The organism is Acinetobacter sp. NEB 394, assembly GCF_013374795.1.
GTDB lineage: Bacteria > Pseudomonadota > Gammaproteobacteria > Pseudomonadales > Moraxellaceae > Acinetobacter > Acinetobacter johnsonii.
This window is the reverse complement of the sequence record NZ_CP055284.1, coordinates 58472-83952: the sequence shown is the minus strand read 5'-3', so window position 1 is coordinate 83952 and position 25481 is coordinate 58472. Positions and strand designations below refer to the sequence as shown.

20 protein-coding genes and 3 pseudogenes are annotated in these 25481 nt (G+C 39.1%); 10 read left to right on the top strand and 13 right to left on the bottom strand.

Features of this window, described 5'->3' with window-relative positions; translation table 11 throughout:
- Positions 1-91: 91 nt before the first annotated feature.
- Together HUK62_RS17650 and HUK62_RS17645 are read right to left on the bottom strand one after the other, a co-directional pair.
- Positions 92-604 carry a cytochrome b/b6 domain-containing protein gene (locus HUK62_RS17650; protein ID WP_004761014.1) on the bottom strand — a complete coding sequence of 171 codons (513 nt, stop codon included), beginning with the start codon at positions 602-604 and terminating at the stop codon, positions 92-94.
- A gap of 237 nt (positions 605-841) precedes the next feature.
- Positions 842-1546 (bottom strand): IS6-like element IS1006 family transposase, encoded by a 705-nt coding sequence (locus tag HUK62_RS17645; protein ID WP_001067784.1) that lies wholly within the window; start codon positions 1544-1546, stop codon positions 842-844.
- 62 nt (positions 1547-1608) lie between these two features.
- Here HUK62_RS17645 and HUK62_RS17640 point away from each other — a divergent pair.
- The 3 genes and pseudogenes from HUK62_RS17640 to HUK62_RS17635 form a co-directional block, all read left to right on the top strand.
- A pseudogene (locus HUK62_RS17640) lies at positions 1609-2001 on the top strand (recombinase family protein); the annotation flags it as partial.
- A 969-nt stretch (positions 2002-2970) separates the two neighbouring features.
- A pseudogene (locus HUK62_RS19175) lies at positions 2971-3101 on the top strand (cation transporter); the annotation flags it as partial.
- A gap of 186 nt (positions 3102-3287) precedes the next feature.
- Positions 3288-3902 (top strand): thiol:disulfide interchange protein DsbA/DsbL, encoded by a 615-nt coding sequence (locus HUK62_RS17635; protein WP_004668326.1) that lies wholly within the window; start codon positions 3288-3290, stop codon positions 3900-3902.
- Between the two features lie 511 nt (positions 3903-4413).
- On the opposite strand, the gene HUK62_RS17630 is transcribed toward HUK62_RS17635, so the two are convergent.
- From HUK62_RS17630 to HUK62_RS17590, 9 genes and pseudogenes are all read right to left on the bottom strand, one after another.
- A protein-coding gene (locus HUK62_RS17630) for an IS3 family transposase (RefSeq protein ID WP_176538566.1) occupies positions 4414-5558 on the bottom strand; the annotation gives its coding sequence in 2 pieces (ribosomal slippage) (positions 4414-5294 and positions 5294-5558; 1146 coding nt in all).
- Between the two features lie 77 nt (positions 5559-5635).
- A pseudogene (locus HUK62_RS17625) lies at positions 5636-8098 on the bottom strand (CusA/CzcA family heavy metal efflux RND transporter); the annotation flags it as partial.
- Between the two features lie 12 nt (positions 8099-8110).
- Positions 8111-9586 (bottom strand): efflux RND transporter periplasmic adaptor subunit, encoded by a 1476-nt coding sequence (locus HUK62_RS17620; RefSeq protein WP_005248671.1) that lies wholly within the window; start codon positions 9584-9586, stop codon positions 8111-8113.
- Positions 9587-9597: 11 nt separating this feature from the next.
- Positions 9598-10797 (bottom strand): TolC family protein, encoded by a 1200-nt coding sequence (locus HUK62_RS17615; RefSeq protein ID WP_005248670.1) that lies wholly within the window; start codon positions 10795-10797, stop codon positions 9598-9600.
- A gap of 47 nt (positions 10798-10844) precedes the next feature.
- Complete coding sequence (locus HUK62_RS17610) at positions 10845-11288, bottom strand: hypothetical protein (RefSeq protein WP_005248669.1); 444 nt, start codon at positions 11286-11288, stop codon at positions 10845-10847.
- Between the two features lie 272 nt (positions 11289-11560).
- Positions 11561-14038, bottom strand: coding sequence for a heavy metal translocating P-type ATPase (locus HUK62_RS17605; protein WP_176538565.1), 2478 nt, complete (start codon positions 14036-14038; stop codon positions 11561-11563).
- Positions 14039-14216: 178 nt separating this feature from the next.
- On the bottom strand, positions 14217-14411 hold the full coding sequence (locus HUK62_RS17600; RefSeq protein WP_004281879.1) for a heavy-metal-associated domain-containing protein: 195 nt from the start codon (positions 14409-14411) through the stop codon (positions 14217-14219).
- A 469-nt stretch (positions 14412-14880) separates the two neighbouring features.
- Positions 14881-15762: a CopD family protein gene (locus tag HUK62_RS17595; protein ID WP_004695733.1), complete on the bottom strand. Its 882-nt coding sequence runs from the start codon at positions 15760-15762 to the stop codon at positions 14881-14883.
- 64 nt (positions 15763-15826) lie between these two features.
- Positions 15827-16207 (bottom strand): copper resistance protein CopC, encoded by a 381-nt coding sequence (locus tag HUK62_RS17590; RefSeq protein ID WP_071851956.1) that lies wholly within the window; start codon positions 16205-16207, stop codon positions 15827-15829.
- Positions 16208-16569: 362 nt separating this feature from the next.
- Here HUK62_RS17590 and HUK62_RS17585 point away from each other — a divergent pair, with 362 nt between their 5' ends.
- Genes HUK62_RS17585 through HUK62_RS17565 form a run of 5 tightly spaced genes read left to right on the top strand, consistent with a single transcriptional unit; the run spans position 16570 to position 21616 of the window.
- Positions 16570-17001 carry a hypothetical protein gene (locus HUK62_RS17585; protein WP_176538564.1) on the top strand — a complete coding sequence of 144 codons (432 nt, stop codon included), beginning with the start codon at positions 16570-16572 and terminating at the stop codon, positions 16999-17001.
- A gap of 28 nt (positions 17002-17029) precedes the next feature.
- Complete coding sequence (locus HUK62_RS17580; protein ID WP_004755892.1) at positions 17030-17302, top strand: DUF2933 domain-containing protein; 273 nt, start codon at positions 17030-17032, stop codon at positions 17300-17302.
- A complete protein-coding gene (locus HUK62_RS17575) occupies positions 17299-17949 on the top strand; it encodes an isoprenylcysteine carboxylmethyltransferase family protein (protein WP_176538563.1) in 651 nt (216 codons plus the stop codon). The genes HUK62_RS17580 and HUK62_RS17575 overlap by 4 nt, the downstream gene beginning before the upstream one ends.
- 11 nt (positions 17950-17960) lie before the next feature.
- Positions 17961-20336, top strand: a complete 2376-nt coding sequence (locus HUK62_RS17570; RefSeq protein ID WP_176538562.1) for a heavy metal translocating P-type ATPase — start codon at positions 17961-17963, stop codon at positions 20334-20336.
- Positions 20333-21616: an MgtC/SapB family protein gene (locus HUK62_RS17565; RefSeq protein WP_176538561.1), complete on the top strand. Its 1284-nt coding sequence runs from the start codon at positions 20333-20335 to the stop codon at positions 21614-21616. Before HUK62_RS17570 ends, HUK62_RS17565 begins: the two co-directional genes overlap by 4 nt.
- 38 nt (positions 21617-21654) lie before the next feature.
- On the opposite strand, the gene HUK62_RS17560 is transcribed toward HUK62_RS17565, so the two are convergent.
- Positions 21655-23055, bottom strand: coding sequence for a heavy metal sensor histidine kinase (locus HUK62_RS17560; RefSeq protein WP_176538560.1), 1401 nt, complete (start codon positions 23053-23055; stop codon positions 21655-21657).
- Positions 23048-23728: a heavy metal response regulator transcription factor gene (locus tag HUK62_RS17555; RefSeq protein ID WP_176538559.1), complete on the bottom strand. Its 681-nt coding sequence runs from the start codon at positions 23726-23728 to the stop codon at positions 23048-23050. Before HUK62_RS17555 ends, HUK62_RS17560 begins: the two co-directional genes overlap by 8 nt.
- A 148-nt stretch (positions 23729-23876) precedes the next feature.
- Between HUK62_RS17555 and HUK62_RS17550 the strand changes: the two genes are divergently transcribed.
- Together HUK62_RS17550 and HUK62_RS17545 are read left to right on the top strand one after the other, a co-directional pair.
- Complete coding sequence (locus HUK62_RS17550; protein WP_171265363.1) at positions 23877-24173, top strand: hypothetical protein; 297 nt, start codon at positions 23877-23879, stop codon at positions 24171-24173.
- Between the two features lie 86 nt (positions 24174-24259).
- A protein-coding gene (locus HUK62_RS17545) for an IS4-like element ISAba1 family transposase (protein ID WP_110925086.1) occupies positions 24260-25350 on the top strand; the annotation gives its coding sequence in 2 pieces (ribosomal slippage) (positions 24260-24800 and positions 24800-25350; 1092 coding nt in all).
- Positions 25351-25481: the final 131 nt, after the last annotated feature.

The following is a 25481-nucleotide window of genomic DNA, read 5'->3' as shown; positions in this document are numbered from 1 at the left end:
AAATACCTGACCTATCTGACATGCTTTATATCAATAAAGCATGTTGTTCTAGGTGAACAATATGCCTATTTTCTATAGTTATAGATCTAAATCATTTCATTTTTTTAAAAAGCATACTTTTTAATACATTATCTTTGAAAATAAAATGGTGGATTAATGCAGCACAAGCATGTAAACCTACGACTGTAATAAAGAAGTTACCTAAAAATTGATGCATCTGACCAATATATTTAACCTCTCTAACACTGCTCAAAAGTGGCAAATTTAAAGAGAATACTTGGAAGTTATCAGTGAAACTCGATAATGCAAGCCAGCCCGCTATTGGAACGACACATAAACTTACGTAAAGCGTAAATCTGACAATTTTAAATAATTTTATTTGATACGGATTAATGATCTCATTTTGAGGAATACTTCTTTTATAGAGAAAAACAACACTCAACCGCACGAAAAATAGAATAAATATTGAAATTCCACCTATAACATGAATCTGGCCCTGCAAACCTGTTCTTGTTGGATCTCCACTCGTCAAATATACAATTACAACTAAAACAAAGGTAATCCAGTGCATTATTATCATAGGTTTAGGATAATTATTGTTCATATTTTTTTCCTGAATTTTAAATATTTATATAAAACTGAACCGATGAAAAAAGAATAGATAAAATTTATCTAGTAAAGTAGTCGTAGCCCAAGTTGGCTGCAGATCATCTCCCAACTTGAAGATCTTTTGTAATTTCAACATACCTCATTTCTAGCCTATACATGGTACTACTATAATCTTAAAAAGGCACTGTTGCAAATAGAGATTTGAGTCGATGATGTTCCCTTTAAAAAGTACTTAGAGACCGAAAACCCTGTTGATTAGACACACTTCACCCTGAGGCTGACCATAATAAAATGACGATGCTTGTCCTTTACGTAGTGCACGCATGACTTCAATACCTTTAATTGTGGCATAAGCCGTCTTCATAGATTTGAATCCTAATGTGGCCCTGATGATCCGCTTTAGCTTGCCATGATCACATTCAATCACGTTATTTTTATACTTAATCTGCCTGTGCTCAAGGTCTGGTGGACATTTACCTTCCCGTTTTAACCGTGATAAAGCACGTCCATATGTGGGTGCTTTATCCGTGTTGATCACTTGTGGAATTTGCCACTTCTTCACATTATTTAAAATTTTTCCAAGAAAACAATATGCTGATTTGGTATTACGTCTAGAAGAAAGATAAAAATCAATGGTATCGCCACGTTGATCGACTGCACGATACAGATAAGACCATCGTCCATTCACTTTTACATAGGTTTCATCAATATGCCACGAGCTCAGATCTGTAGGATTACGCCAATACCAGCGTAAACGTTTTTCTATTTCAGGAGCATAACGTTGAACCCAACGGTAAATAGTCGTGTGATCAACATTCACACCCCGTTCGGCCAGCATTTCCTGCAGTTCACGATAGCTAATGCCATATTTACAATACCAGCGCACAGCCCAAAGAATGATTTCGCCCTGAAAATGCCGACCATGGAAAGGATTCATATGCTGCACCTTTAGCTAAAACAGTCTTCAGCTTACCATTCGTGGTTATTTGCAACAGTGCCGTTGTACATTCCATGGATCGTTTTGCGCGAAGCCTAAAAGATTTGGTCACTGAAGTAGATAAACTGGTCAAACGAGGGATCGCCATCCAGTTTGTAAAAGAAAATATTACTTTTACGGCCCAATCCACTCCGATGGATAATTTGATGCTGCAACTGATGGGTGCTTTTGCACAGTTCGAACGTGAGATCATTTTAGAACGGCAAAAGGAAGGAATTAAACTAGCCTCTACTCAAGGAAAGTACAAAGGCCGGGTACATAAATTAAAACCCGACCAAGCTGAAGCTTTACGGCAGGCATGGAAGGAGGGGAAGTACCCTTCAAAAATGGCATTAGGCCAGGCATTTGGAATTAGTCGCCAGGCGGTATACCGCTATTTAAAAGACAGTGAGTAACTCATTGAAATTTGCGAATAGACTTAGTTTCACGATGAAAATCGTGAAACATTGATTAAATAATAAGTGCAGAAAGCAAAGAATCACAAAGTTTCCGGCCTATAAATTTTTGATTTAGCAATAATTAAATCCCTTACAATTCAAATTTTTCAGCAACGACTTATCTTTGTTAAAATAGTATTAATTTATTTTTTTTAGGACAAACCTTAACAAAATTACAAATTTGTAATTTGGTTGTCATTTAGGTGTATATATCTAGGAATTAGTATATGAAGAAATTATTTTTTGGTCCAAGATATGATTAGATTCAATAATATATATGAAGATTGTTTTAGTTATTTTTACTATAGTTTTTTCAACCAGTAGTTTTGCTGATGGGGGACTTCGTTTCTTAGAGAAAAATTTAGAAATAATTAACAATGAAAAAAGCAAAGGGTGTGAAGAGAATTAATTCAAAATTATAATGAAGCACATATAACTAGGAAAACTAAAAATTAGTTATTTTTAGTATGGTGTAACTAAGATTAATTAATTTTTTTAAATCGAATGATAAATATATTTATTGTTTTTAATTTATTCTTTACCATTTTCAAATTTTTAAATAATCCGAAAAGACTATTTTAAACTTTAGGGTTACATATGCTCCTATACATAGGCAGGAATAAATATGCAACTTAGTATATTTGCAACAATAGTACTGGAAAGATTCATGTAATAATGCTTAAAACTCTCTAATTAGTTAGGGAGGCATTGGAATTGGAGAAAAAAGTAAAGTGCCCACTAGCAAATGTGGTTATTGGAGGAATTATCTCATCAACCCTTCTTATGTTGGTTTTATTACCAATATTGTCCCGGTGGATAAATGAAAAGAAAGCTTCTTGACCAATTATAGTAAGCAATTTTTAGCAGAAATATTGAGGCTTACTCAAGTCTCTCAGCTAATCGTAAATAGAATAAGGAAACTATTGTATGTCAGAAGATCATTCTCAGAGCCACGCGGCTGTTACTGAAGAGAATAGTAAGAAGTTAATATTTACTGTAGGTTTGACCACTACGTTTTAATCGTAGAAATTATAACCGCTTTTATTACTCAAAGTTTAACTTTTGTGATTATCTAAAAACACATAGCGGCCGAATGGCCATATTAACTGACTTAAAATCAGTCGCATACTTTAATGTAGCGGTTCTGATAGCACAAAAGTTCGCAGCATGAAAACGGAATCGGCATAATTGATTTATAGTGAACCCATACACTAAGCATAATGATTTAGAGGACGATAATCCCAATGAAAAAATTCCTTTTAGGAGCTGTTGCCGCATCTGTTTTGGCCTTTTCAGGTAGTGCTATGGCCAATTTTGTGGCAGGTCAGGACTATCAGGTGGTCGCAAAACCAGTCAAAGTCGAAAAACCGGGCAAAATTGAGGTACGTGAATTCTTCTGGTATGGCTGTGGTCACTGTTTCACGTTGGAACCGCATATGCAGGACTGGTTGAAAAAATTACCCAAAGATATCCGTTTTGTACGTACACCTGCTGCAATGAACCCGCTTTGGGAACAGGCTGCACGTGCTTATTATGTTTCAGAAGCCCTGGGTGTGCGTCAAAAAGCACATTTACAGTTATTCCATGATATTCATGACAAGCAGCGTCCAATTTTAGAACAGGCACAATTGGCCAAGTTCTATACCCGTTATGGTATTTCTGAAGAGAAATTTAACACGACTTATAAATCATTCCCGATTTCGTCAAAAATTGCTCAGGCAAAAAATTTGACTGCTCAATATCAGTTAAGCGGTGTACCAGCGGTGACCGTGAATGGTAAATATATTGTGCAGGGCAATGATGCCAAAGTAATTCAGGTGGTGAATTACCTGATTGAAAAAGAGCGTAAAGCCAAATAAGACGCGATTGATTATCTCTAAAAAAAACCTGCATCGAATCTGCAGGTTTTTTTATTTAAACTGGAGGAATGGTTATTTACGTCCTGACTGCCGGATCTGGTGTTTCTATCGGCGGGCGATACCAGTGTAAAATTCCTCGGAATAAGAGCTGCATCTGCAACACGCTTTGCGCTTTAAAGTCATGGGATTGAATATGAATCGTGGATTGTATCTTTACCAGTTCATACCCGATATCTTCATTCAGAAAATGAATTTTCCTTTCTATTTCAACACGCAGAATTGCCGAGGCGCCCCGACGCTCTACAACAAACAAATTCTAATCTAAGATTTACATAAATAGACTGATAAAGTTTAAAAGGAATAAATATTAATTTAAACAACATGGAAATTCTTGTTAATTTCAACAGAAATATGAACAATCTCTTCATGAATTGACAAAGCTTTACGAACAGAGGTGGTCCCACTTGTTTGAACAACTAAAAGCGTATTTATAAGTGATATTCCGCTCTAGTTAAGCCACCTTGTTTTGTTGGGGTAGCTGATCATAGTAAAACTCATTTGGTGTCATTTTGTCTAGACTCGAATGAGGTCGTTTCAAATTATAAAACTCAAAATATGCACTTAATTGCTTTTTCGCATCTGTGACACTGCTATAAGCTTTGAGATACACCTCTTCATATTTAACGCTCCGCCATAATCGTTCAACCATCACATTATCAATCCATCGACCTTTACCATCCATACTGATTTGAATGCCATTTGATTTCAATACATCAATAAATGCATCACTGGTGAACTGACTGCCTTGGTCTGTATTCAATATTTCAGGTGATCCATATTTTTCAATCGCTTCATTTAAAACCGAAATACAAAAATCCACCTCCATACTAATCGATACCCTATGCGCAAGTACCTTGCGGCTATGCCAATCAATCACAGCACATAAATAAACAAAGCCTTTTGCCATAGGGATATACGTTATATCCGTAGACCACACTTGATTACTGCGCTGAATAGCCAACCCTTTGAGCAGATATGGATATTTACGGTGAGCTTGATTAGCCTGGCTTAAATTTGGTTTGCAATATAACGCCTGAATACCCATTTTCTTCATTAAAGTACGTGTATGACGTCGTCCTATATGATGCCCTTGACGATTCAACAAATCACGCATCATACGACTGCCTGCAAAAGGATATTGCATATGTAATTCATCAATACATCGCATCAGTTTCAGATCTGATGAGCTAACAGGTTTTGGGCGATAATAATAACAACCACGAGAGACTTTCAGTAACTTAGCCTGTTTAGATACTGAAATCTGAAGTGAGTGATCGATTAACTTTTGTGGTTGAAGCGGCCCAGTTTCTTCAACACACCTTCTAAAAAATCAATTTCTAATGCCTGCTCACCGATTTTTGCATGTAACTTTTTAAGATCAATGGGGGGTTCTGATGGAGCTTTTGATTGATCGAAAGCTTGCGAGGAAGCTGAGATCAATTGATTTTTCCAGTCAATAATTTGGTTTTGATGAACATCAAACTCAGAACTCAATTCAGCAAGTGTTTTTTCTGCTTTGATCGCAGCAAGTGCTACCTTAGCTTTAAAGTCGTTTGAATGATTTCTTCTTGGTCTACGTGCCATAAAATACTCCATATATTGATGTTTATAACATCATTTGAGGAGCAGAATATCACTTATAGGAGTTGTTCAAATTTACGGATCCATCTCTCAATACGACGTTTACCATTTTCACGAGAAATTTGGTTGGGTCCTTGAATATTCTTCAATTCAATCAATTCGGACAACAATACACTTGAACCATCAGGCAAACTGACAGGAATTTGATACAGTTTTTCCAGGTCAGTTACTGAGTTTTGATCCATCCGCACAACAATATCGAACTTACGATCACCCTCAAATACTTTACCTGCTGTTTCACCGGTGATTAGATTAGAAACGTGCTTTTGCACATCTTCTGCATCTAGCCCATAGTTCGCAATCATGTCTTTCTTGAGTTCAACAGACACCATTGGCAGTCCCGACATCTGTTCAACTTTCAAGTCAGCTGTACCGTTCACACCTTCAAGTACATCTGCAACACCATTCCCTAATTCCAAAAGCTGCTCTAAATCATCTCCGTAAATTTTTACAGCAACGTCAGTACGGACACCTGAAATAAGTTCGTTAAATCGCATTTGAATTGGTTGAGTGAACTCATAGTTGTTTCCATATACACTTTTAGAAACACGTTCAATTTCAGCAACGATAGCGGATTTTTCTTTATCGGGATCTGGCCACTGATCGCGTGGTTTCAATATGACAAAATTATCAGCTACGTTTGGTGGCACCGGATCAGTTGCAATCTCAGCCGTACCGACTTTGGCAAATATCGTTTGAACCTCAGGGATTTTCTTGATTTCTTTCTCAAGCGCATATTGCATTTCGACCGCTTGAGTTAAGGACGTGCCCGGTATACGCAGCGCATGTAATGCCACATCACCTTCATCTAAAGAGGGAATAAATTCAGACCCCAATCGTGTTGAAAGGCTTGCACTAAATACAAAGAATACAGCTACAAAAGCAATCAGCTTGTACCTATGATTCAATGACCAATCTAAGACCGGGTTATAAATCTTTTTAATGAAGTAAACAATTCTAGACTCTTCATCTTTGATTTTACCTGCGGTCACTAAAGCCACCATTGCAGGTACAAATGTAATCGATAGAAGCATAGCGGCAACCAATGCCATCACTACGGTCATTGCCATAGGCGTGAACATCTTGCCTTCTACCCCAGTCAAGGTCATTATCGGCAAATACACCAAGATGATGATCAACTGACCATAGAGAATGGCTTTTCGTGATTCCTTAGTCGCTTCAAAAACCGTCGTGAATCGTTCTTGACGGGTGAGTATTCGTCCTAATTCTTTCTGCTTCATCGCCAATTTGGCAAGTGAGGCTTCAACAATTACCACGGCACCATCTACAATGATCCCGAAGTCCAAAGCCCCTAAGCTCATTAAATTTGCACTAATTTTCTGATTCACCATACCTGTTATGGTCATCAGCATAGACAGTGGTATCACCATTGCGGTAATCAGTGCAGCACGGAAATGACCCAGAAAAATGAACAACACGACAATGACCAGAATTGCACCTTCGAGCAAATTCTTCTTCACGGTTTCAATCGTGGCATCAACTAATGTCGTACGGTTATATACTGCTTTGGCTTCAACACCTTCAGGTAAAGACTTTTGGACTTGCTGTAATTTTTGATCTACTGCATGAGCGACATTACGAGAGTTTTCTCCAATCAGCATAAAAGCTGTACCCAGCACGATTTCCTGGCCATCTTTTGTTGCAGCACCTGTACGGAGTTCATGTCCAATAGAAATCTTAGCTACATCTTTTAAACGCAAAATATAACCATTGCTTGTGGTGATCGGAATATTCTGAATTTGTTCAATCGAACTGATTTGAGAATCAGAACGTATCAAGTACTGCTCACCATTCTTCTCAATATAGCCTGAACCTTTATTCATGCTATTTTTAGAAATAGCATCCAAAATAGTCTTTTGATCTAGACCAATACTTCGTAAATACGCATAGTCGGGCTGTACAACAAATTGTTTTAAATAGCCACCAATCGTATTGATTTCATTCACACCTTCGACATTTCGAAGCTGAGGCTTGATCACCCAATCCTGAAGTGTTCGCAATTCAGTCGGTGAAAGTGGAGTCGGGTTGTTTTTTGCATTTTCCACCGTGTACATGAAGATTTCGCCAAGTCCTGTAGAAACAGGACCCATAGAAGTCGATATACCTCCTGGAAGACTTGGTGTAACCCCTTGCAACTTTTCATTCACTAGCTGACGGGCAAAGTAAATGTCCGTGCCTTCCTTAAAAATCGCAGTCACTTGAGATAAGCCGTATCTGGATACTGATCGGGTATAGTCCAGATTAGGAATACCAGCCAAAGCCGTTTCAATGGGGTAGGTGACCTGGGATTCCATCTCGGTTGGAGATAAGCCCTGGGCCTCACTGTTAATTTGAACTTGTACGTTGGTAATATCGGGTACAGCATCAATTGGCAGTTTAAAATAGTTGTAAACGCCAAATGCCCCTATGAATAGGAAAATGATCAGTACCAGCCAACGATTCTTTATCGAGAGCTTTACAATTTGGTCAAACATAAACGCTACTCCTTAATGATCATGAGTAGCGCCAGATTTACCCAGCTCTGCTTTTAATAAATAAGAATTACCTGCTGCATAAATCTGCCCTGCTTTTAGACCAGATTTAACTTCAACAAAACCATTAAATTTATCGCCTAACTCTAGAGGACGTGCTTCAAAGTCATTCCCGACACGAATAAACACCACATCCCAATCACGGAAGTTTTGCAAAGCATCTTCACGGACAACCATCGGTTTCATGCTCTGGTTTTCAAAGATTTGTGCAGTGATTAACTGTCCTGAACGCCATCTGAACTGGTTGGGAATTTCAATAAAAACTTGCGCAGTTCGTGTTTTTGGATCAATCACGTCACTGATATATTTGATGCGCCCCAATGCTTCTTCTGTGCCTGTTTGAGTTTGAGGCTTAACAGTTACTTTATTATTTGGATTAATGGCATCCAGTTGATCCGCAGGCACATTAACCACAGCAATAAGTTGAGATGTATTGGCAATTTTGAACAATGGAGATGATGGCGTTACATTAGAACCAACAGCACCAAGCACTTGTAGAATCGTACCTGACATTGCGGCTCTGACTTCAATTGTTCCATTACCTGCCCCCCCATAGGAACGGATTAAGCTATTCAGCTCATTGGCCCTAGTCTGAGCATTTTCAAATTCACGTTTGGCATTGATGTAGTCAATTTCAGGTGAAACTTTCTTTTGAAATAAAACTCGTTCCTGTTCCATCTTTTTACGGGCAAATTGTAAGGTATCCAATGCAAGCGTACGTTCCGCATTAAGACGGATTAACTCCTGACTTTGCACAGTCGCTAACAGATCCCCCTGATTCACTTTATCGCCAATTGAACGGTACGTTTTTATTAATTTTCCACTCGTTTTAGGTGTAATAAAGCCTTCAAAATTATCAGGAAATTTAAGTTCACCTTTGAGTTCGAGTGCATTTTCAAACATCATGGGTTCAACTTTTAAAAGTTCCAAACCACTGCTCTTGATACTGCTATCAAGCATAGTGACTCGTCCCTCTTTGGTATCCCATTTCCAAGTATGTTTTTTACCTTGATAATCAACATTGATCACCATCAAGAATGAATGTGGCTCATAGACAATTTCATTCCCAATCAGATAATCGCTTTCAGGCTTAAATGATATGGTTTGTTCTGCATCAAGACGCTGGATAAAAATATTGGCACTAATCTCTTCTGGTTTTAATGGCTTATCTTTAAAGTAGCCATACACCCGTAAATGAGGCTCTACCCCTTCCTCGAAGATTTTGACTTCAGCAGCAAAATCACCATCGCGATATAAACGGCCCCCATGCGGGCCTTTTTCATCTCCTGCTACAGCAACTTTTTCTTCAGTCACCTCATTATGACTTGAAGTTTCGGCTTTATTACCCGTTTTGTACCAAGCGATTGCACATAAAACGACTAATAAAGCGATAACACCTGTAGTAATTAAAGTATTGGTTGGTTTATTCATATTTTCAGGCCTTATTCTTGATCTAAATTGGTCACATAATTTCGTTCAACCTCTGCAATTTGATTTTGCAAAGCCAACCACAAATCGAATCGAGCGAGATGTTTATCCAACCAAATTTGCTTAATAGTATTGAATTCAAGTAAAGAAATTTTTCCTGCCTGATACCCCATTTCAGCAATTCTCAAACTTTCTTTGGTGGCAGGAAGTATGGACTGATCATAATTTTTGATCGAATCAATCAGGTTCGATACTTCAATAGACTTATTTTCTAATTCAATTTTGGAGTTACGGTTTACGAGAATAGAACGAGTTTCTGCATGTACTTGCTCCGCTTGTGCAAGTGCAATGCTCCCCTTATTTCGATTAAAAACAGATAGGGGAATAGATGTAGAAACTAAGAAAACTTGATCATTGGTCTCCTGATAGTTCCTTACCCCTAAACCCAGCGTAATATCTGGCACGGCTTCTTTTTTAGCTAATTCATACTGGGTTTTAGCCAGTTGAGTTTTAAGCAAGGCTTCTTGTTCAGATAAGCTCAATTTATCCGCAAAGTTAATGCTTAAAGGAACTTCTATTGCTTGATCAGGTAATACAGATATGAATTTGGAACACAGATTTTTTTGAAATTGAACTTTCTTCACTTCGTTCTGATAACGTAGTTTTGATTCAGACGATAAAGCTGAACTCAATTGAACATCAGATGGAATTACTCTGCCAAACTTCAATTTTTCATTCAGAACATGGGCTTGTCTCGCGTTCATCTTGCTTTCGGTAGAATAAATTTCTACCCGTTTTGAAGCCGCATACCAATTTGACATACAAACACGGAAATCGGCTTTTAATTCAGCCTGACGCTTCAATGCCTCAAATTGGTTATTATTCCCTTGAAACCCTGCCAACTGCCTACGCAAAGCGCGTTTATTATTGAGAGGAATATCCTGGGACAAACCAATCATAGTCGTTGGCCCATCAAGATCTTTAAGGTCTGAATTACCTAAATTGTCTAATTCAAGATTAAACGTAGGATTATTAAGTCTACCGGCATATTTCTGATTTATGGCATATGCGTGTTGAGACTGTTGCAAACTCTTCAAAATTGAATCGTTTGAAATTACCTGTTGTTGTAGCTGAACGTAATCAGATGCTGCAAATAATCGAGTCGTTGCTGCTACTAAACCACAGGCAAGAAATATCTGATATTTTTTAGACATGACTTTACCTATACAAAAAAATGGAAATTATTTTTTGTACAGAAAAATCAATTTCTTAGAACAATTAAACCTTTTGTAAATATATAGGAATTACAAAGATATTCTATCCTTTTCCTAAGTGCATAGGATCGAACGGGTCGTTCAAAAAGACTCAGGAAAAGCAGAATGAGCGGGAGGGAAAAACTTAAGAGAAAAACTGGATCAATTGTAATTTGATCATCAGCTTGAATAGGCTTAGTAGAATGATGAAAAGGTGCTTCATCATAACTGGTCCAGTTGTGATTTTTAGTATCTTCTAAGACTTGCTCTTCAGCATGATGAATAAGAGACCATTGGCTGGAACTGTCTGTTTCAACTGAGATAGTCACATCATGATGATGGTCAAGATTTTTAGCTATAACTGGCGCCCATGTGTAAGCTCCCGTTGTTGTTATCGCAAACAAAAACAGGACAAACGCAAGAATAAGTTTTGAGAACTTATTATGTGGCATACGAAAAAATCATCTCGAGATTCGCAGAAAGCATACTGAATAGAACTTCAAAAGTAAATTGTTACCTAAGATAAAAACTATTTGTATTATTTTTAGAAAAAGGTATGAGTAAGCTACCAAAGATAAGTACTCTAATGTTTGATTTCCTCAACAACCTTATTTTGGAATTATCTTATTCAATACCCACTACTGTTGTTATGCCTGTAATAAGGATCTCATTTCCAAATATATAAAGTGAAGCCAACAAGACTTTAAATGTATATAAAAAATGGTTAAATAATTGCAAGGGGGGCTTTAAAACGTTTTAATCGTAAAGCATTTCCTAGTACAAATATTGACGAGAGAGCCATTGCACCAGCAGCAAATACAGGAGAAAGTAGCAGTCCAAATTGCGGATAAAGTACACCTGCTGCAATAGGAATCAGAGCTGCATTGTAAACAAATGCCCAAAATAAATTTTCACGAATATTGCTTATAGTCGCTTTGCTTAAAGCGATAGCATTCGGCACTCCTTTCAGGTTGCCAGACATCAAAACCACATCAGCAGCTTCAATAGCTACGTCTGTACCTGTACCTATTGCTAAACCAATATCTGCTTCTGCAAGTGCAGGGGCATCATTAATGCCATCTCCAACATATGCGAGTTTACCATATTGATTTTTTAATTTTTTAACGGCCTCTATTTTACCTTCTGGTAAGACTTCTGCAATAACCTCATCAATACCTAGTTTTTTTGCAATCGCTTGAGCTGTATGACGGTTATCACCTGTAATCATGGCAACCTTTAAACCTAACTGATGTAACGCTTCAATTGCAGCAAATGTTGATTCTTTAATTGGATCTGCTACAGCAATAATGGCAGCAAGTTTCTGGTCAATCGCAACATAGAGAGGGGTTTTTCCTTCTTCTCCCAAACGATCCGAAAATTGAGAAAAAACAGTAGGATTCAAACCTAGTTTTTCCATATATCGATCTGCACCAATATGAACCAAATGCTCAGAAACCTTCGCTTCTATTCCGTAGCCGGTCACTGATTTAAAATCAGCAACAGGAGACAGGATTAATTCCTTATCTATAGCGGCTTGTACAATTGCTCGAGCAATAGGGTGCTCAGACTTTGATTCAACGGCTGCCATCAGTGAAAGTACGGTATTGTATTCAAAACCTTCTAAGACATGCAGATCGGTTAAAATTGGTTTCCCTTCAGTCAGAGTCCCTGTTTTATCAACTGCAACCACTTTAGTTTCTTTGAGCAGCTGTAAAGCTTCACCTTTACGGAATAAAACCCCCATTTCAGCACCCCGCCCAGTTCCCACCATGATTGATGTAGGCGTTGCAAGTCCCATCGCACAAGGACATGCAATAATGAGTACAGCAACCGCGTTCACTAAACTAAACGTTAGGGCTGGTTCAGGGCCGAAGATAAACCACGTAAGAAAAGTTAAAAGAGAGAGACCCATTACTACAGGTACAAACCACATGGTAATTTTATCAACCAATGCCTGAATCGGCAGCTTGGAACCCTGTGCCTGTTCAACCATTCGGATGATTTGAGAAAGCACTGATAAACTACCAACAGAGGTGGCTTTGATATTTAAGCTGCCACTTTGGTTAATTGTTCCTCCTACCACAGTAGAGCCTATCATTTTTTCAACGGGCATAGGCTCGCCAGTAATCATGGATTCATCAATAAAACTTTGGCCGTGAATAACTTCACCATCGACAGGGATACGCTCGCCTGGTCTAATCTCTACAATCGTTCCTGTTTGAACTTCGGCAATCGGAACTTCTATCACCTGATTATTGAGCTGTATTCTGGCAACTTTAGGCTGCATTCCAACTAGATGTTGAATTGCTAAAGACGTTCGGCCTTTTGCCTTGGCTTCAAAAAATCTACCTAATAGAATTAAAGTGATAATAACCGCTGCAGCTTCATAATAAACATTGACCGTGCCTTGTGGCAGGACACTTGGAAAGAAAGTAGCAACCACTGAATAAAGATAAGCAGCCAATGTTCCTACAGCCACCAAGGAATTCATGTCTGGTGCTAAGCGGAATAAACTTGGGATGCCCTTTTTAAAGAAGCGTCGGCCTGGAAAAATTAATGCTACTGTGGTCAAGAAAAATTGCATTAACCAGCTATTTTGTTGGCCAATGTTATCCATCATAAACGTATGAAAGGCGGGAATCAGGTGTGATCCCATTTCTAAAATAAAAACGGGTAGAGTCAATAGGACTGACAAAATTAAATCTTTTTTAAGTTTTTCTAATTCAATATTCTTTTTATCTTGAAAGCTTTCCGTAGTTTGATGAACTGACTTTGCTTCAAACCCTGCTTTGGTGACAGCCTGAATTAACGAGTCACGAGTGACAGATGAGCTTGCCTGAATAGTCGCTTTTTCGGTTGCCAGATTTACATGAGCTGATTCCACCCCCTCAACAGATTTTAAGGCTTTTTCTACTCGACCTACACAGGAAGCACATGACATCCCTTCAATCGTAAGCTCTATCGGTTGCAGAGTTTCCACTTCGTATCCAGCTTTTTCTACAACTTTAATTAAACTAGAACGATCAAGGGGACGATGCGCATAAATGACTGCTTTTTCGGTAGCCAGATTTACATGAGCCGATTCAACACCCTCAACAGATTTTAAAGCTTTTTCCACACGGCCTACACAAGAAGCACATGTCATCCCCTCAATCTCTAATGTTTCACTGTAGTGTGGCGTATCAGTCATTTCGGTACTCATATACGATCTCTATCATTTAGATATGCTGAGTTCTATATGCGAAGATCAGCTCGAACCAAGATTAGGGGGAATTCAGGGATTACTTTTATTTCAAGCAAGTACAGGTTTTATCTGTACGATGAGGAAAATAAGAGAGAGTAAAAGTGGTAAGGAATTCCCACTGTTACTCTAACAGAGATTAAGCAGGATCAGCTGTAAATCCACGCTCACTGAGAGTGGCAATGACTTGATCCTGACTCACCGTTGTGTTGATTTCAACAATACGGTTTTGTAAATCAATATCGAGTGAGGCATTCGAGTCGAGCTCTTTAATTGCGGTAGTAATGCCGCGTGCACAACCACCACAAGTCATATTAGCGATGTGAAATTTCATATGTTGCTCCTTTTTAACAAAACATTTGTTTAAAACATTAGAACAGTAACTCTAAACTTTCACCATACAACCAGCCTTTTTCTGAATCAGTTACTCGCTGTAACTTGGTCTGTTTACAACCTTACAGTTTTCTTCAGAGTATTCCAAAGAAGAGTGTTCTAATGACTACAGTAAAAGTACTTAACCAACATTAATGTGACTTTAAAATGACATTTTTGTCATCTACGATCACTCTGAAATTTATAAGATTAGTTATTTCAATCAATGGTAGTGAACTGAATAGATAAGACCGTTATGGGTTGAAGATAAGCTAAAAACCGGTGACTACCTTTATGTATAATGCCTCATGATGCGATTTTACTGTTCTGATTGTCGTAAGTTGACAGTCCAGTAGAAACTTTATTGCTCAGCTACAAAAGATAAATGCAGTAATGTTAAATTTCCTCAATTCCCTTATTTTGAAATTCTCTTATTCAATACCCACGACAGTGGTTATATAGCCTGTTGTTAATAGAATTGATAGACCTAATAACATCTCAAATAAAATGGCATGACTAAGGTGTTTAGCGAATTTAGGATGTTGAAGACGCGGGGTGAAATACCATTTGTTGAAGGCAGCTAAAAGTAGAATACCTATAACAAAAAACATTTTAACCATGAAACCATAGCCATATGCAGTATTGATTAAGGTATTAAAATCTTTAATTAAAAGAAGAGCTACACTAGCGCCACAGGCGATTAATATCCCAACAATGAAAGCAGCAATACGTCCAAATACATGCATGCGATCTTTTAAAGGTAAACCACTTATTTCCCGGCTGGTTTTCCATAACGGATATAAAGACCCCATCCATAACGACATAACTAGAATATGGATTGATAATAAAATTTGAGCAAGTAAGGTTAAATTAGCGACATGTCCGAGCTGGGAAAAACTAAAAATAATCGGGATAAGTAAAATACAAAATATTGAACTTTCAATTATAGAAAACTGACCTTTGTTCCTGTTAACTTTAACCACCATGAGAAGAAGTAAAAGAGCAAAACTAATAGAACGAAGAACGTATATATACCCCGTCGGAGTATTAACCAATATATTAATATACGTGGGGTCCACCATCCCTGTAATACCAGTATTGGCAAAACTACCAATCAGAATAAAAAATCCCAAGGTACTGGAAATTAGGCCTAATCCAGCGCCAATTGTAATATATTTAAGAATCGATTCTTTTAGTTCAAGATATTGTCTAAGTAAAAAATAGCAAAAGGCTCCACCAACGACAAAAGCTAAACTTAAATATAAAATAACCTTAGTTAACCAAGTGGCCCACATCCAATATTCAGAAATCATTATTTTTGTCCATTCTAGAACAACATGCCAGCACCTCACTGACATGTTGAAAGGTAATCAATTCTTATTTAGTTGATTTGATAGTGAAACTATATTCACCATTCATGTTGTGGCCATCTTTCCCCATTGTTGTCCAGACAACGGTATATTTACCTTTTTTCAGTTTCGGAAGAGCGACATCAAAGGATTTCTTTAAGTCATGAGTAACTTTATATTTTAAAGGAACATCTCTTCGCTGAGCATCCAGTAACTTAATATTCATCAACATAACCTCTGTACCAAAGTTAAGGGTCAAGTTCTTTGGTTGACTAAGGACAGATGCATTTTCCGCAGGAATCGCACTCACTAAACTCACATGAGCGAACGTAGTTGTAGTAGCCACAATCATCGTTGCAGCTACTACAACATTACGTAGAGCAGTCATTTTATTTTGAAATAATTTCATTTACGTTTCCTCTTGATTCGTTAGTTCATTAGAGATGACTTTATAAAATCTATATTTAATGAGACCACATCATCTCCTCTTATATTTCAATTATTAGTGAGAGACAGAAACAGAGCGATGACTTCAAAATTACATTTTTGTCATTTTTAAAAATCAATAGACTCAAGTGATAAAATTATTCAATAGAAATAAAAAAATTGACTATAACCAGCTACCACCTAAGTAAAACACCGGTGGCATAACCAGCGATCAACTTCATCAAAAGAATGAGTGGAGCAAATAAATGAAAAATACCTCTCTATTTGTTTGCTTCATTCATTTAAAGGTTGTATCGGCTGATCAACTGATGGAAGGAAAATATCATGACTTATATCCGCCAAACTTTACTCACACTTTGTATAACCGTTGCCTCTTTAGGTGCATTAGCTCAAAATCCCGAAGAGCATAAAACGCATCACCCAGAAAATACCCTTTCATCTACAGTCACTGTTAACAAGACAACTACTGGCAAGATGAATCCAGACAAAATGGCTGCAATGGACCAGCACATGAAAGCAATGCAAGCCATGCATGCAAAGATGATGGCTGCAAAAAACCCTCAAGAACGTCAAAAACTTATGGCTGAGCACATGAAACTCATGCAAGGAGGTATGAGCATGATGAAACAGATGAGCGGCCAAAGCATGAATGCAAATATGGCTGACCGTCAGCAAATGATGGAAAAACGTATGGACATGATGCAATCCATGATGCAGATGATGATGGACTGTATGCCTCCCTCCACAACTAAATAATTACCCATGAATTAGAGAGGGAAGCACCATGAACCATCAACCTCAAGAACATAATTCAGTACCTAACTTTTGGTCTACACGTTATGCCATCGGCCTATTCGTGATTGGTGGTGTGGCAGCCTATTTTCTCTTAACCGAGCATTTGGCCCATGTCGTTGGTGTTTTACCCTTTTTACTCCTTTTAGCATGCCCACTCATGCATATTTTTATGCATGGTGGTCATGGACATCACCATCATCAACAGAAAAATCCAGACACATCAGATAATAAAAAATCACGCGAACCAGGAGACCCCTCATGAATCATGCGGAATCGGCCTATGGTCTGTGGTGGCTCGTCATCATAAATTCGGCAATTTTCATTATGTTTGCCTTCAGTTTTTTTAAACCCGCCACAGCACGAGACTGGCGTACTTTTAGCGCTTTCTCTGCTTTCATCATTGCATTGTTTGTCGAGATGTATGGTTTCCCTTTAACCATTTACCTGTTGTCAGGCTGGCTACAAACTCGCTTTCCTGAACTTGATTTGCTGTCGCATAACTCAGGTCACTTATGGTCAACGCTACTGGGTGAAAAGGGTGATCCACATTTTGGCATTCTGCACATCGCGAGTTATATTTTTTTGGGCTATGGTTTCTATTTACTGTCATCAGCATGGAACGTGTTGTACCACGCACAACGTCATCACCAATTGGCAGTAACCGGACCCTATGCACGTATACGTCACCCCCAATACGTAGCTTTTGTAATGATCTTGCTGGGGTTTTTATTGCAATGGCCAACTTTACTGACACTGATTATGTTTCCAATCTTACTCTTAATGTACAGCCGCTTGGCAATTAAGGAAGAGGCTGAAATGAGTAAACAGTTTGGCGCTGTCTATGACAGCTATGCTCAACAGACTCCAAGATTTATTCCAAAATTCGGCCATAAAACCACTTTACCATAGGAGAATTATTTATGTCAGATCAAAAAAATCATAACCAGGACCATATGGCACAGGCTACAACAGACGTACTGAAAGACCCAGTCTGTGGTATGACCGTCACTGAAGAATCGAAATACCATGAGGAATTTAAGGGGAAAACTTACTTTTTTTGCAGTGATAAATGTCAATCAAAGTTTCATAGCAGCCCGGTGCAATATATCGCTAAACCCGCAACGACGACTGCCGATGCACATACACAGCATCATCAGACTACTCAATCCGTTAATGATGCAAGCACAACAGGCACGACCATCTATACTTGCCCAATGCATCCAGAAATTAGACAGGATCATCCTGGAAACTGTCCTAAATGCGGAATGACACTGGAGCCACTCATTCCTGAATTAGAGGAAGATGAGAATCCGGAGTTACGTGATTTCCGCCGACGCTTCTGGTGGACACTGCCATTGACCATCATCGTGACTTTTTTGGCGATGTTTGGTCATCAAATGAACCTGTTCAATATGGCTGTTCAGAGCTGGATTGAACTGGTGTTGTCACTCCCAATTGTACTTTGGGCAGGTTGGCCATTTTTTTCCCGGGGTTGGCAATCGGTTGTGAATCGCAGCCCGAACATGTGGACGCTGATTGGTTTGGGCACTGGAGCTGCATTTATTTATAGTGTGGTCGCAACCATTGCACCGCAAATCTTCCCAGACTCATTTATTTCCATGGGTCGTGTCGCTGTTTACTTTGAAGCTTCAGCGGTCATCATTTCATTGACCCTACTGGGACAAATATTGGAGTTAAAAGCACGTTCGCAAACTTCTGCTGCAATTAAGTCACTCCTTGGGCTCGCTCCTAAAACAGCTCGCCGAATCCTGCCTGATGGAACTGAAGAAGATGTTCCTCTAACGCATGTCCATGTAGGAGATTTACTCAGAATTCGCCCAGGTGAAAAAGTGCCTGTGGATGGTGTAATCACTGAAGGAAGTAGTTCAGTAGATGAATCAATGCTGACAGGTGAACCTTTACCTATCACTAAACGTATCGGCGATAAAGTCATTGGAGCTACCCTGAATACCAATGGTTCATTGATCATGCGTTCAGAGAAAATTGGTTCAAGTACCATGTTATCCCAGATCGTACAGATGGTGGCGCAAGCTCAACGATCGAGAGCACCAATGCAACGTATGGCTGATCAGGTAGCAGGTTGGTTCGTCATGGCTGTAGTGACCATTGCCTTGCTTACCTTCTTTGGATGGGGACTATTCGGCCCAGAAGAATCAAGCTGGGTTTATGCATTAATCAATGCTGTGGCAGTACTCATTATTGCCTGTCCTTGTGCACTAGGCTTGGCAACTCCAATGTCTATCATGGTTGCGACGGGTCAAGGTGCTACTCATGGTGTGCTGTTCCGTGATGCAGCAGCCATTGAGAATCTACGCAAGATTGACACACTAATCATCGATAAAACAGGTACGTTAACTGAAGGACGCCCTGTATTCGATCGTGTAGTTGCCGCATCAGATTTTGACGAATCTGAAGTACTACGTTTAGCCGCCAGTCTTGATCAAGGCAGTGAACACCCGCTAGCCGAAGCGATTGTAAACGCAGCACACGAACGTGGCCTGTCTCTTGAAACACCAGATAATTTTGAATCGGGCTCAGGGATTGGTGTTCGAGGTCAAGTGGGCGATCGTCAGTTAGCTTTGGGCAACACAGCACTGATGGAGCAATTGGGTATCTCGGTACAATCTCTGATTCCGCAAGCCGAAGAGCTGCGTTCAGAAGGTGCAAGTGTGATGCATCTAGCCATCAATGGTGAATTGGCCGGCCTGCTTGCAGTATCCGATCCCATCAAAAAAAGTACCCCTGAAGCACTTGCCACCCTGAAGGAAGCTGGACTACGTATCGTGATGGCAACAGGAGATGGTCTCACCACTGCCCGTTCAGTCGCAGCACGTCTAGGCATTGATGAGGTACATGGCGAAGTCAAACCCGCAGATAAACTAGAACTGGTCAGCAAATTGCAGAAGGAAGGTCGCATCGTGGCTATGGCTGGTGATGGCATCAATGATGCACCAGCCTTGGCTAAAGCTGATGTCGGTATCGCTATGGGAACCGGGACTGATGTTGCAATGAATAGTGCCCAAGTTACGCTGGTCAAGGGAGATTTACGAGGGATTGCTGTTGCCCGTTCACTTTCGGAAGCTACTGTCGGCAACATGAAACAGAACCTCATGTTTGCTTTCCTTTACAATGCTTTGGGTATCCCTATCGCGGCTGGCGTACTATATCCATTTACCGGTTGGTTGTTGTCACCGATGATTGCCGCCTTGGCTATGAGTTTGAGTTCAGCTTCAGTCATCACCAATGCCCTTCGCCTGCGAAATAAAAAGTTATGATAGAGAGTTCTTTTCTTCCACCAGATGTACCAGGTCTTATTGCAGCACTTGCCATCGGCCTGCTCATTGGTTTAGAACGAGGATGGCACGATCGTGAATTGCCCGAGGGCAGCCGAGTAGCAGGCCTACGTACCTTCACATTGACAGGATTGCTCGGAGGAGTGCTCGGTCATTTACAACCAAACTTCGGGCCTTGGCCGCTGGTCGCGGCCGTATTAGGGCTTTCCTTATTATTAACAGTGTCCTACGCGCGTACCGCAAAACTTTCCGGTAATCTAAGCGCTACCACGACGATCGCGATGCTGTTGACATTAGTTTTAGGTGCATATGCATCCCATGGTAATGTTACTTTAGCATTAACCGCGGCTGTAATCGTCGCTGTATTTTTGGATCTCAAGCCAACCTTACACGGTTGGCTACGCTTGATAGAGCATCGTGAATTAACCGCATCCCTGCAGTTGCTGGTACTTTCTGTCGTTATATTACCTTACTTACCCAATACGGGTATGGGACCTTTTGCTGCATTAAATCCTTACCAGTTATGGTGGGCGGTGATCCTGATTGCCGGACTCTCTCTGGCAGGTCATTTTGCCATGCGGCTCACCGGTTCAGAAAGAGGCATACTCTGGACAGGTCTATTGGGTGGTTTGGCATCTTCTACAGCTGCAACTGTTGCACTGGCACGCTATACACGCCAGCACCCCGTCATGGTCAGTGCTGCTATTTCTGGAACATTGGCTGCCTGTGGCATCATGTTTTTTCGTATGGTTGTGCTGATAGGCGTCATTGAGCCAGCATTGCTAAGCACTTTTGGTGGTGCAATGATGATTGCGGGAATCCTTCTGCTGGGTATGGCATTGTGGAGACAACGCCAAATTACCAGCGCTGAAAACAACGATCGAACAATAGAAGCAATGGCGCCTTTTGATCTTGGGACAGCATTCAGCTTCGCTGCTTTCCTGGCTGTCATGGCAGTCTTGGTCCCGGCAGCAAAACAATGGTTGGGCACCAGCGGCATCTTCGTATTATCGACTATTTCTGGGCTAGCAGACGTAGATGCTATTTTAGTCTCACTTGCCCGCCTGCATAGTACTGAAGGCTTAACAACAAATGTGGCTGCTGTCGCGCTAGGGCTGGCCACACTGAGCAACATGTTAAGCAAAGCGACAATTGCATGGATGACAGGGGGGGCACAGTTTGGCCGAGCTATCATATTTGGCTACACAATTGCCATGATAGGTGCTGGCGTAGCTCTGGCTCTCAGTTTGAGCTTTATGTAAGGTCAACTCGGGTAAATGGAAGATGTTCAAAAAATGAGTTAAAATGATTCCCCTTGCATGGATTCACTTTGAAAAACAATGGTAAAAATGATTCGACCATTGAGGGATTCAGCCTGGATGGTCGCCCCAAGCATATCAAGAATAGATTTTGTTATCGCGAGCCCTAAGCCGGTTCCTTCTTCTGTTCTTTGTCTAGATGCATCTGTTCGATAAAATCGATCAAATAACCTGGATAGTTGTTCAGGAGAGATTTCAGGGCCTTCATTTTCAATTGAAAATATTGTGTTATCTAAATTCTGTTGAAGTTTTATGCGTATTGTAGAATTCTTATTTCCATATTTAACTGCATTAGATAATAGATTGCTGAGTGCTCGACGTAACATAGCAGGATCACCTTTGACATTTCCAGATCCTGTTTGTTGAAGCGTCATATTTTTTTCGGCAGCTAGCGCATCATAGAAATCAATTAAGGCTGTAACTTCTTTAACCAGGTCAATATTCTGTAAGTTCTGTAATTTTAGGCCATGTTCTGCTTTTGCTAAAAACAGCATATCGGAAACCATTCTCGCTAAATGCTCAAATTCTTCTAAATTAGAAAATAGTATTTCTTGATAAGTACCAATATCTCGGTTACGGGCGAGACATACTTGAGTTTGGGTCATTAAATTATTAATCGGTGTTCTAATTTCATGTGCTAAATCAGATGAAAAATCGGAAAGTTTTTCTAAAGCTGACTCTAGTCTGTCCAGCATAGCATTGAAGGCGATTGCCAATGATTTTAGTTCGGTTGGTGTATGCTCAACTTCTAAACGTTCTGAAAGATGTTGAGCAGAAATTCCTTGTGCGACCTTAGCCATTTTTTGCACTGGTCTTAAACCTCTCCAGGTTGCAAACCAACCTAAAAACATTAAACAAATTGTACCAGCCAAACCAATATACAAAAGTTGACGCTTAAAATCTTTTAGAAAATGTAGATGTTCTGATGTATCGATCCCAACAATAATTCGTACAGATTGTATTTCAGAATTTCTATTTATACCTGTAGTGTAGATCATGCCACGATAGGTCTTATTTTGAACTTGCCATTTAATCCATGAATTATTTGCTGACTTGATTAAATTTTGAGTATTAATGATTGAGGATGCTGAACTAAATAAAACTTTACCTGTCGGTCGTTCTATTTGGACCATAAGATCATGGTGTCCAACTAACGCATCTCTTAAATAAAGATCAAGTTCTGGAGAATTTTTAGGATGCTGTTGGAGAAGATTCTGAATAAGCTGGATTTTACCTTCTAATTGGGTACGATCTTGCGTTTCAAAATGATGCATCACTAATTTATGGATGAAAAACCCCATCATAATGAGAATGCATATAGTCGATAATGAGAAAATAATACCAATACGAAAACTGATAGATTTGAATAATTTATTATTCATCTTCTACCTCTAATACATACCCCATTCCTCGAATATTCTGAATTAACTTAGGGGTAAAATTACTATCTACTTTATTTCTTAATCGTTTAATAGCGACTTCAACTACATTTGTATCACTATCAAAGTTCATATCCCAAATTTGAGATGCAATAAGTGTTCTTGGTAGAATTTCACCTCTTCTACGCATAAAAAGCTCCATAAGCGCAAATTCTTTAGCCGTCAGATCAATGCGTTGACCTGCTCGTGTTACCCGACGTTTTCTCAAATCAAGTTCTAAATCAGCAATCTTAATAATATTATTATCTTCTCTTTGTTGCCCTCGTCTAAGGAGCGTTTTTATTCGAGCTAGAAGCTCTGCAAAAGCAAAAGGCTTAACTAAATAATCATCAGCGCCTAGCTCTAATCCTTTTACTCGATCTTCGATTTGATCTCGGGCGGTAAGAAAAAGAATGGGCATTGTTTTACCGCTGCTACGAATATCATTGATAATATTCCAACCATTTAGTCCAGGTAACATCACGTCTAAAATAATTAAGTCATACTCTTCAGAAAGAGCTTGATGTTTACCCGTTAACCCATCTGTAACCCAGTCCGTAATATAGCCAGCTTCGGATAAACCTTGCTTGAGATAATCACCAGTTTTTTGTTCATCTTCAACTAATAGTATTCTCATTTCCGAATCCTAAGTCATTCATTAAAACTATAATAACGTTATAAAACATCTGATCGAGATAGATTACAAAAATGTCATTTTCAAGTCACTTAGATGTTCAGTGCTTCACTTTATTGTAGTAGCAAGAAATTAACTTTTAGAGAAACTTATGAAAACTGTAGTGCGTCGTAGTCTAACAATTTTAATGTGTGCTGGAACTTTAATTGCTGGTACTCAATCTTGGGCAAAAGATGTATCAACCTCAAGTGCCACTAAAACGGTAAAAGCACAGGAACCTTGTACAAAACCTTGTAAGATGAACAAGGATAATAAGGTTCAGCAAGAACCTAGCCAACAGCAAGCGGCAAATTCCTCTGATATGTCGAAAATGGATCATTCTATGATGAATATGGACCATTCTAAAATGGATCATTCAAAGATGAATATGCCTGGTAGCAATAAATAATTTTATAAATAGCGACTCTGTACACGACAAAAATAGATAACTCATTGAAATAATGTCACAATAATTGTTTTCTAACGACGAATACTATGACACATCTCAATGAGTTATATCTTATCTTAAACAAATATCTAAAATGGAACAAGTCACATTTAAAGTGCTTTGCGCTCATCATGCTTGTGATTATTTTAAAGCAAACATGTAATCTTTCTTCTGCATCTAAAGCCTTGCCCATCAAGTGCTTACCACAATCATTTTATCGACGTATGCAGCGCTTCTTTGCAGGTCAGTATTTCGATTATCGTCAAATTTCTCGGTTGATTTTCAATATATTTTCATTCGACAAAGTGCAACTGACTTTAGATAGAACCAATTGGAAATGGGGAAAACGAAATATTAATATCCTGATGCTCGCGATCGTTTATCGTGGAATAGCGATACCTATCCTTTGGACATTGCTTAATAAACGTGGAAATTCAGATACGAAAGAGCGCATTGCTTTGATTCAACGCTTTATCTCCATTTTTGGTAAAGACCGTATTGTGAATGTGTTCGCAGACAGAGAGTTTATCGGTGAGCAGTGGTTTACATGGTTAATTGAACAAGACATCAACTTCTGCATTCGTGTTAAAAAAACTTCATTGTCACCAATCATTTAGGAAAGAATCATAAAATTAGTGATTTATTTCGCCATCTTAAAGTTGGTCAAATTGAATGTCGTAAACGACGGATTTTGGTTGGTCGGGTGAAACTATATATAAGTGCACTACAGTTAGAAAATGGAGAGCTTTTACTCGTCGTTTCTCCTCAGTTTAATGCCAATGCTATTCAGGATTATGCATTACGCTGGGAAATTGAAACCTTATTCAGTTGTCTCAAAGGACGCGGGTTTAATCTTGAAAATACGCGCTTGACAGACCCTAGACGAGTGAAAAAATTGATTGCGGTGTTAGCTATAAGCTTCTGTTGGTGTTACTTAACGGGTGAATGGCAACATGATCAAAAAAAAGCGATAAAAATAAAGAAGCATGGACGACTCTCAATGAGTTTATTTCGCTATGGTTTAGACTATGTTCAAATGGCGATTCAGCGTTTAATTGGTTTTGGGAAAAAAGAAGAGTTTAAGGAAATTTTGGCAATTTTAAGAAGGCAGAATCCTGATAGGATAAGGGTTCTGTGAAATTTGTCGTGTACAGAGAAATAGCGAGAAAGAAGAAGTATTAAAGTTTATACTAAATATTTGCTTTATTACTTCAATCTTGACCTTTCTAAAGGTGAGATAGAATGTCAAAAAATCTAAAGGTGAGATAG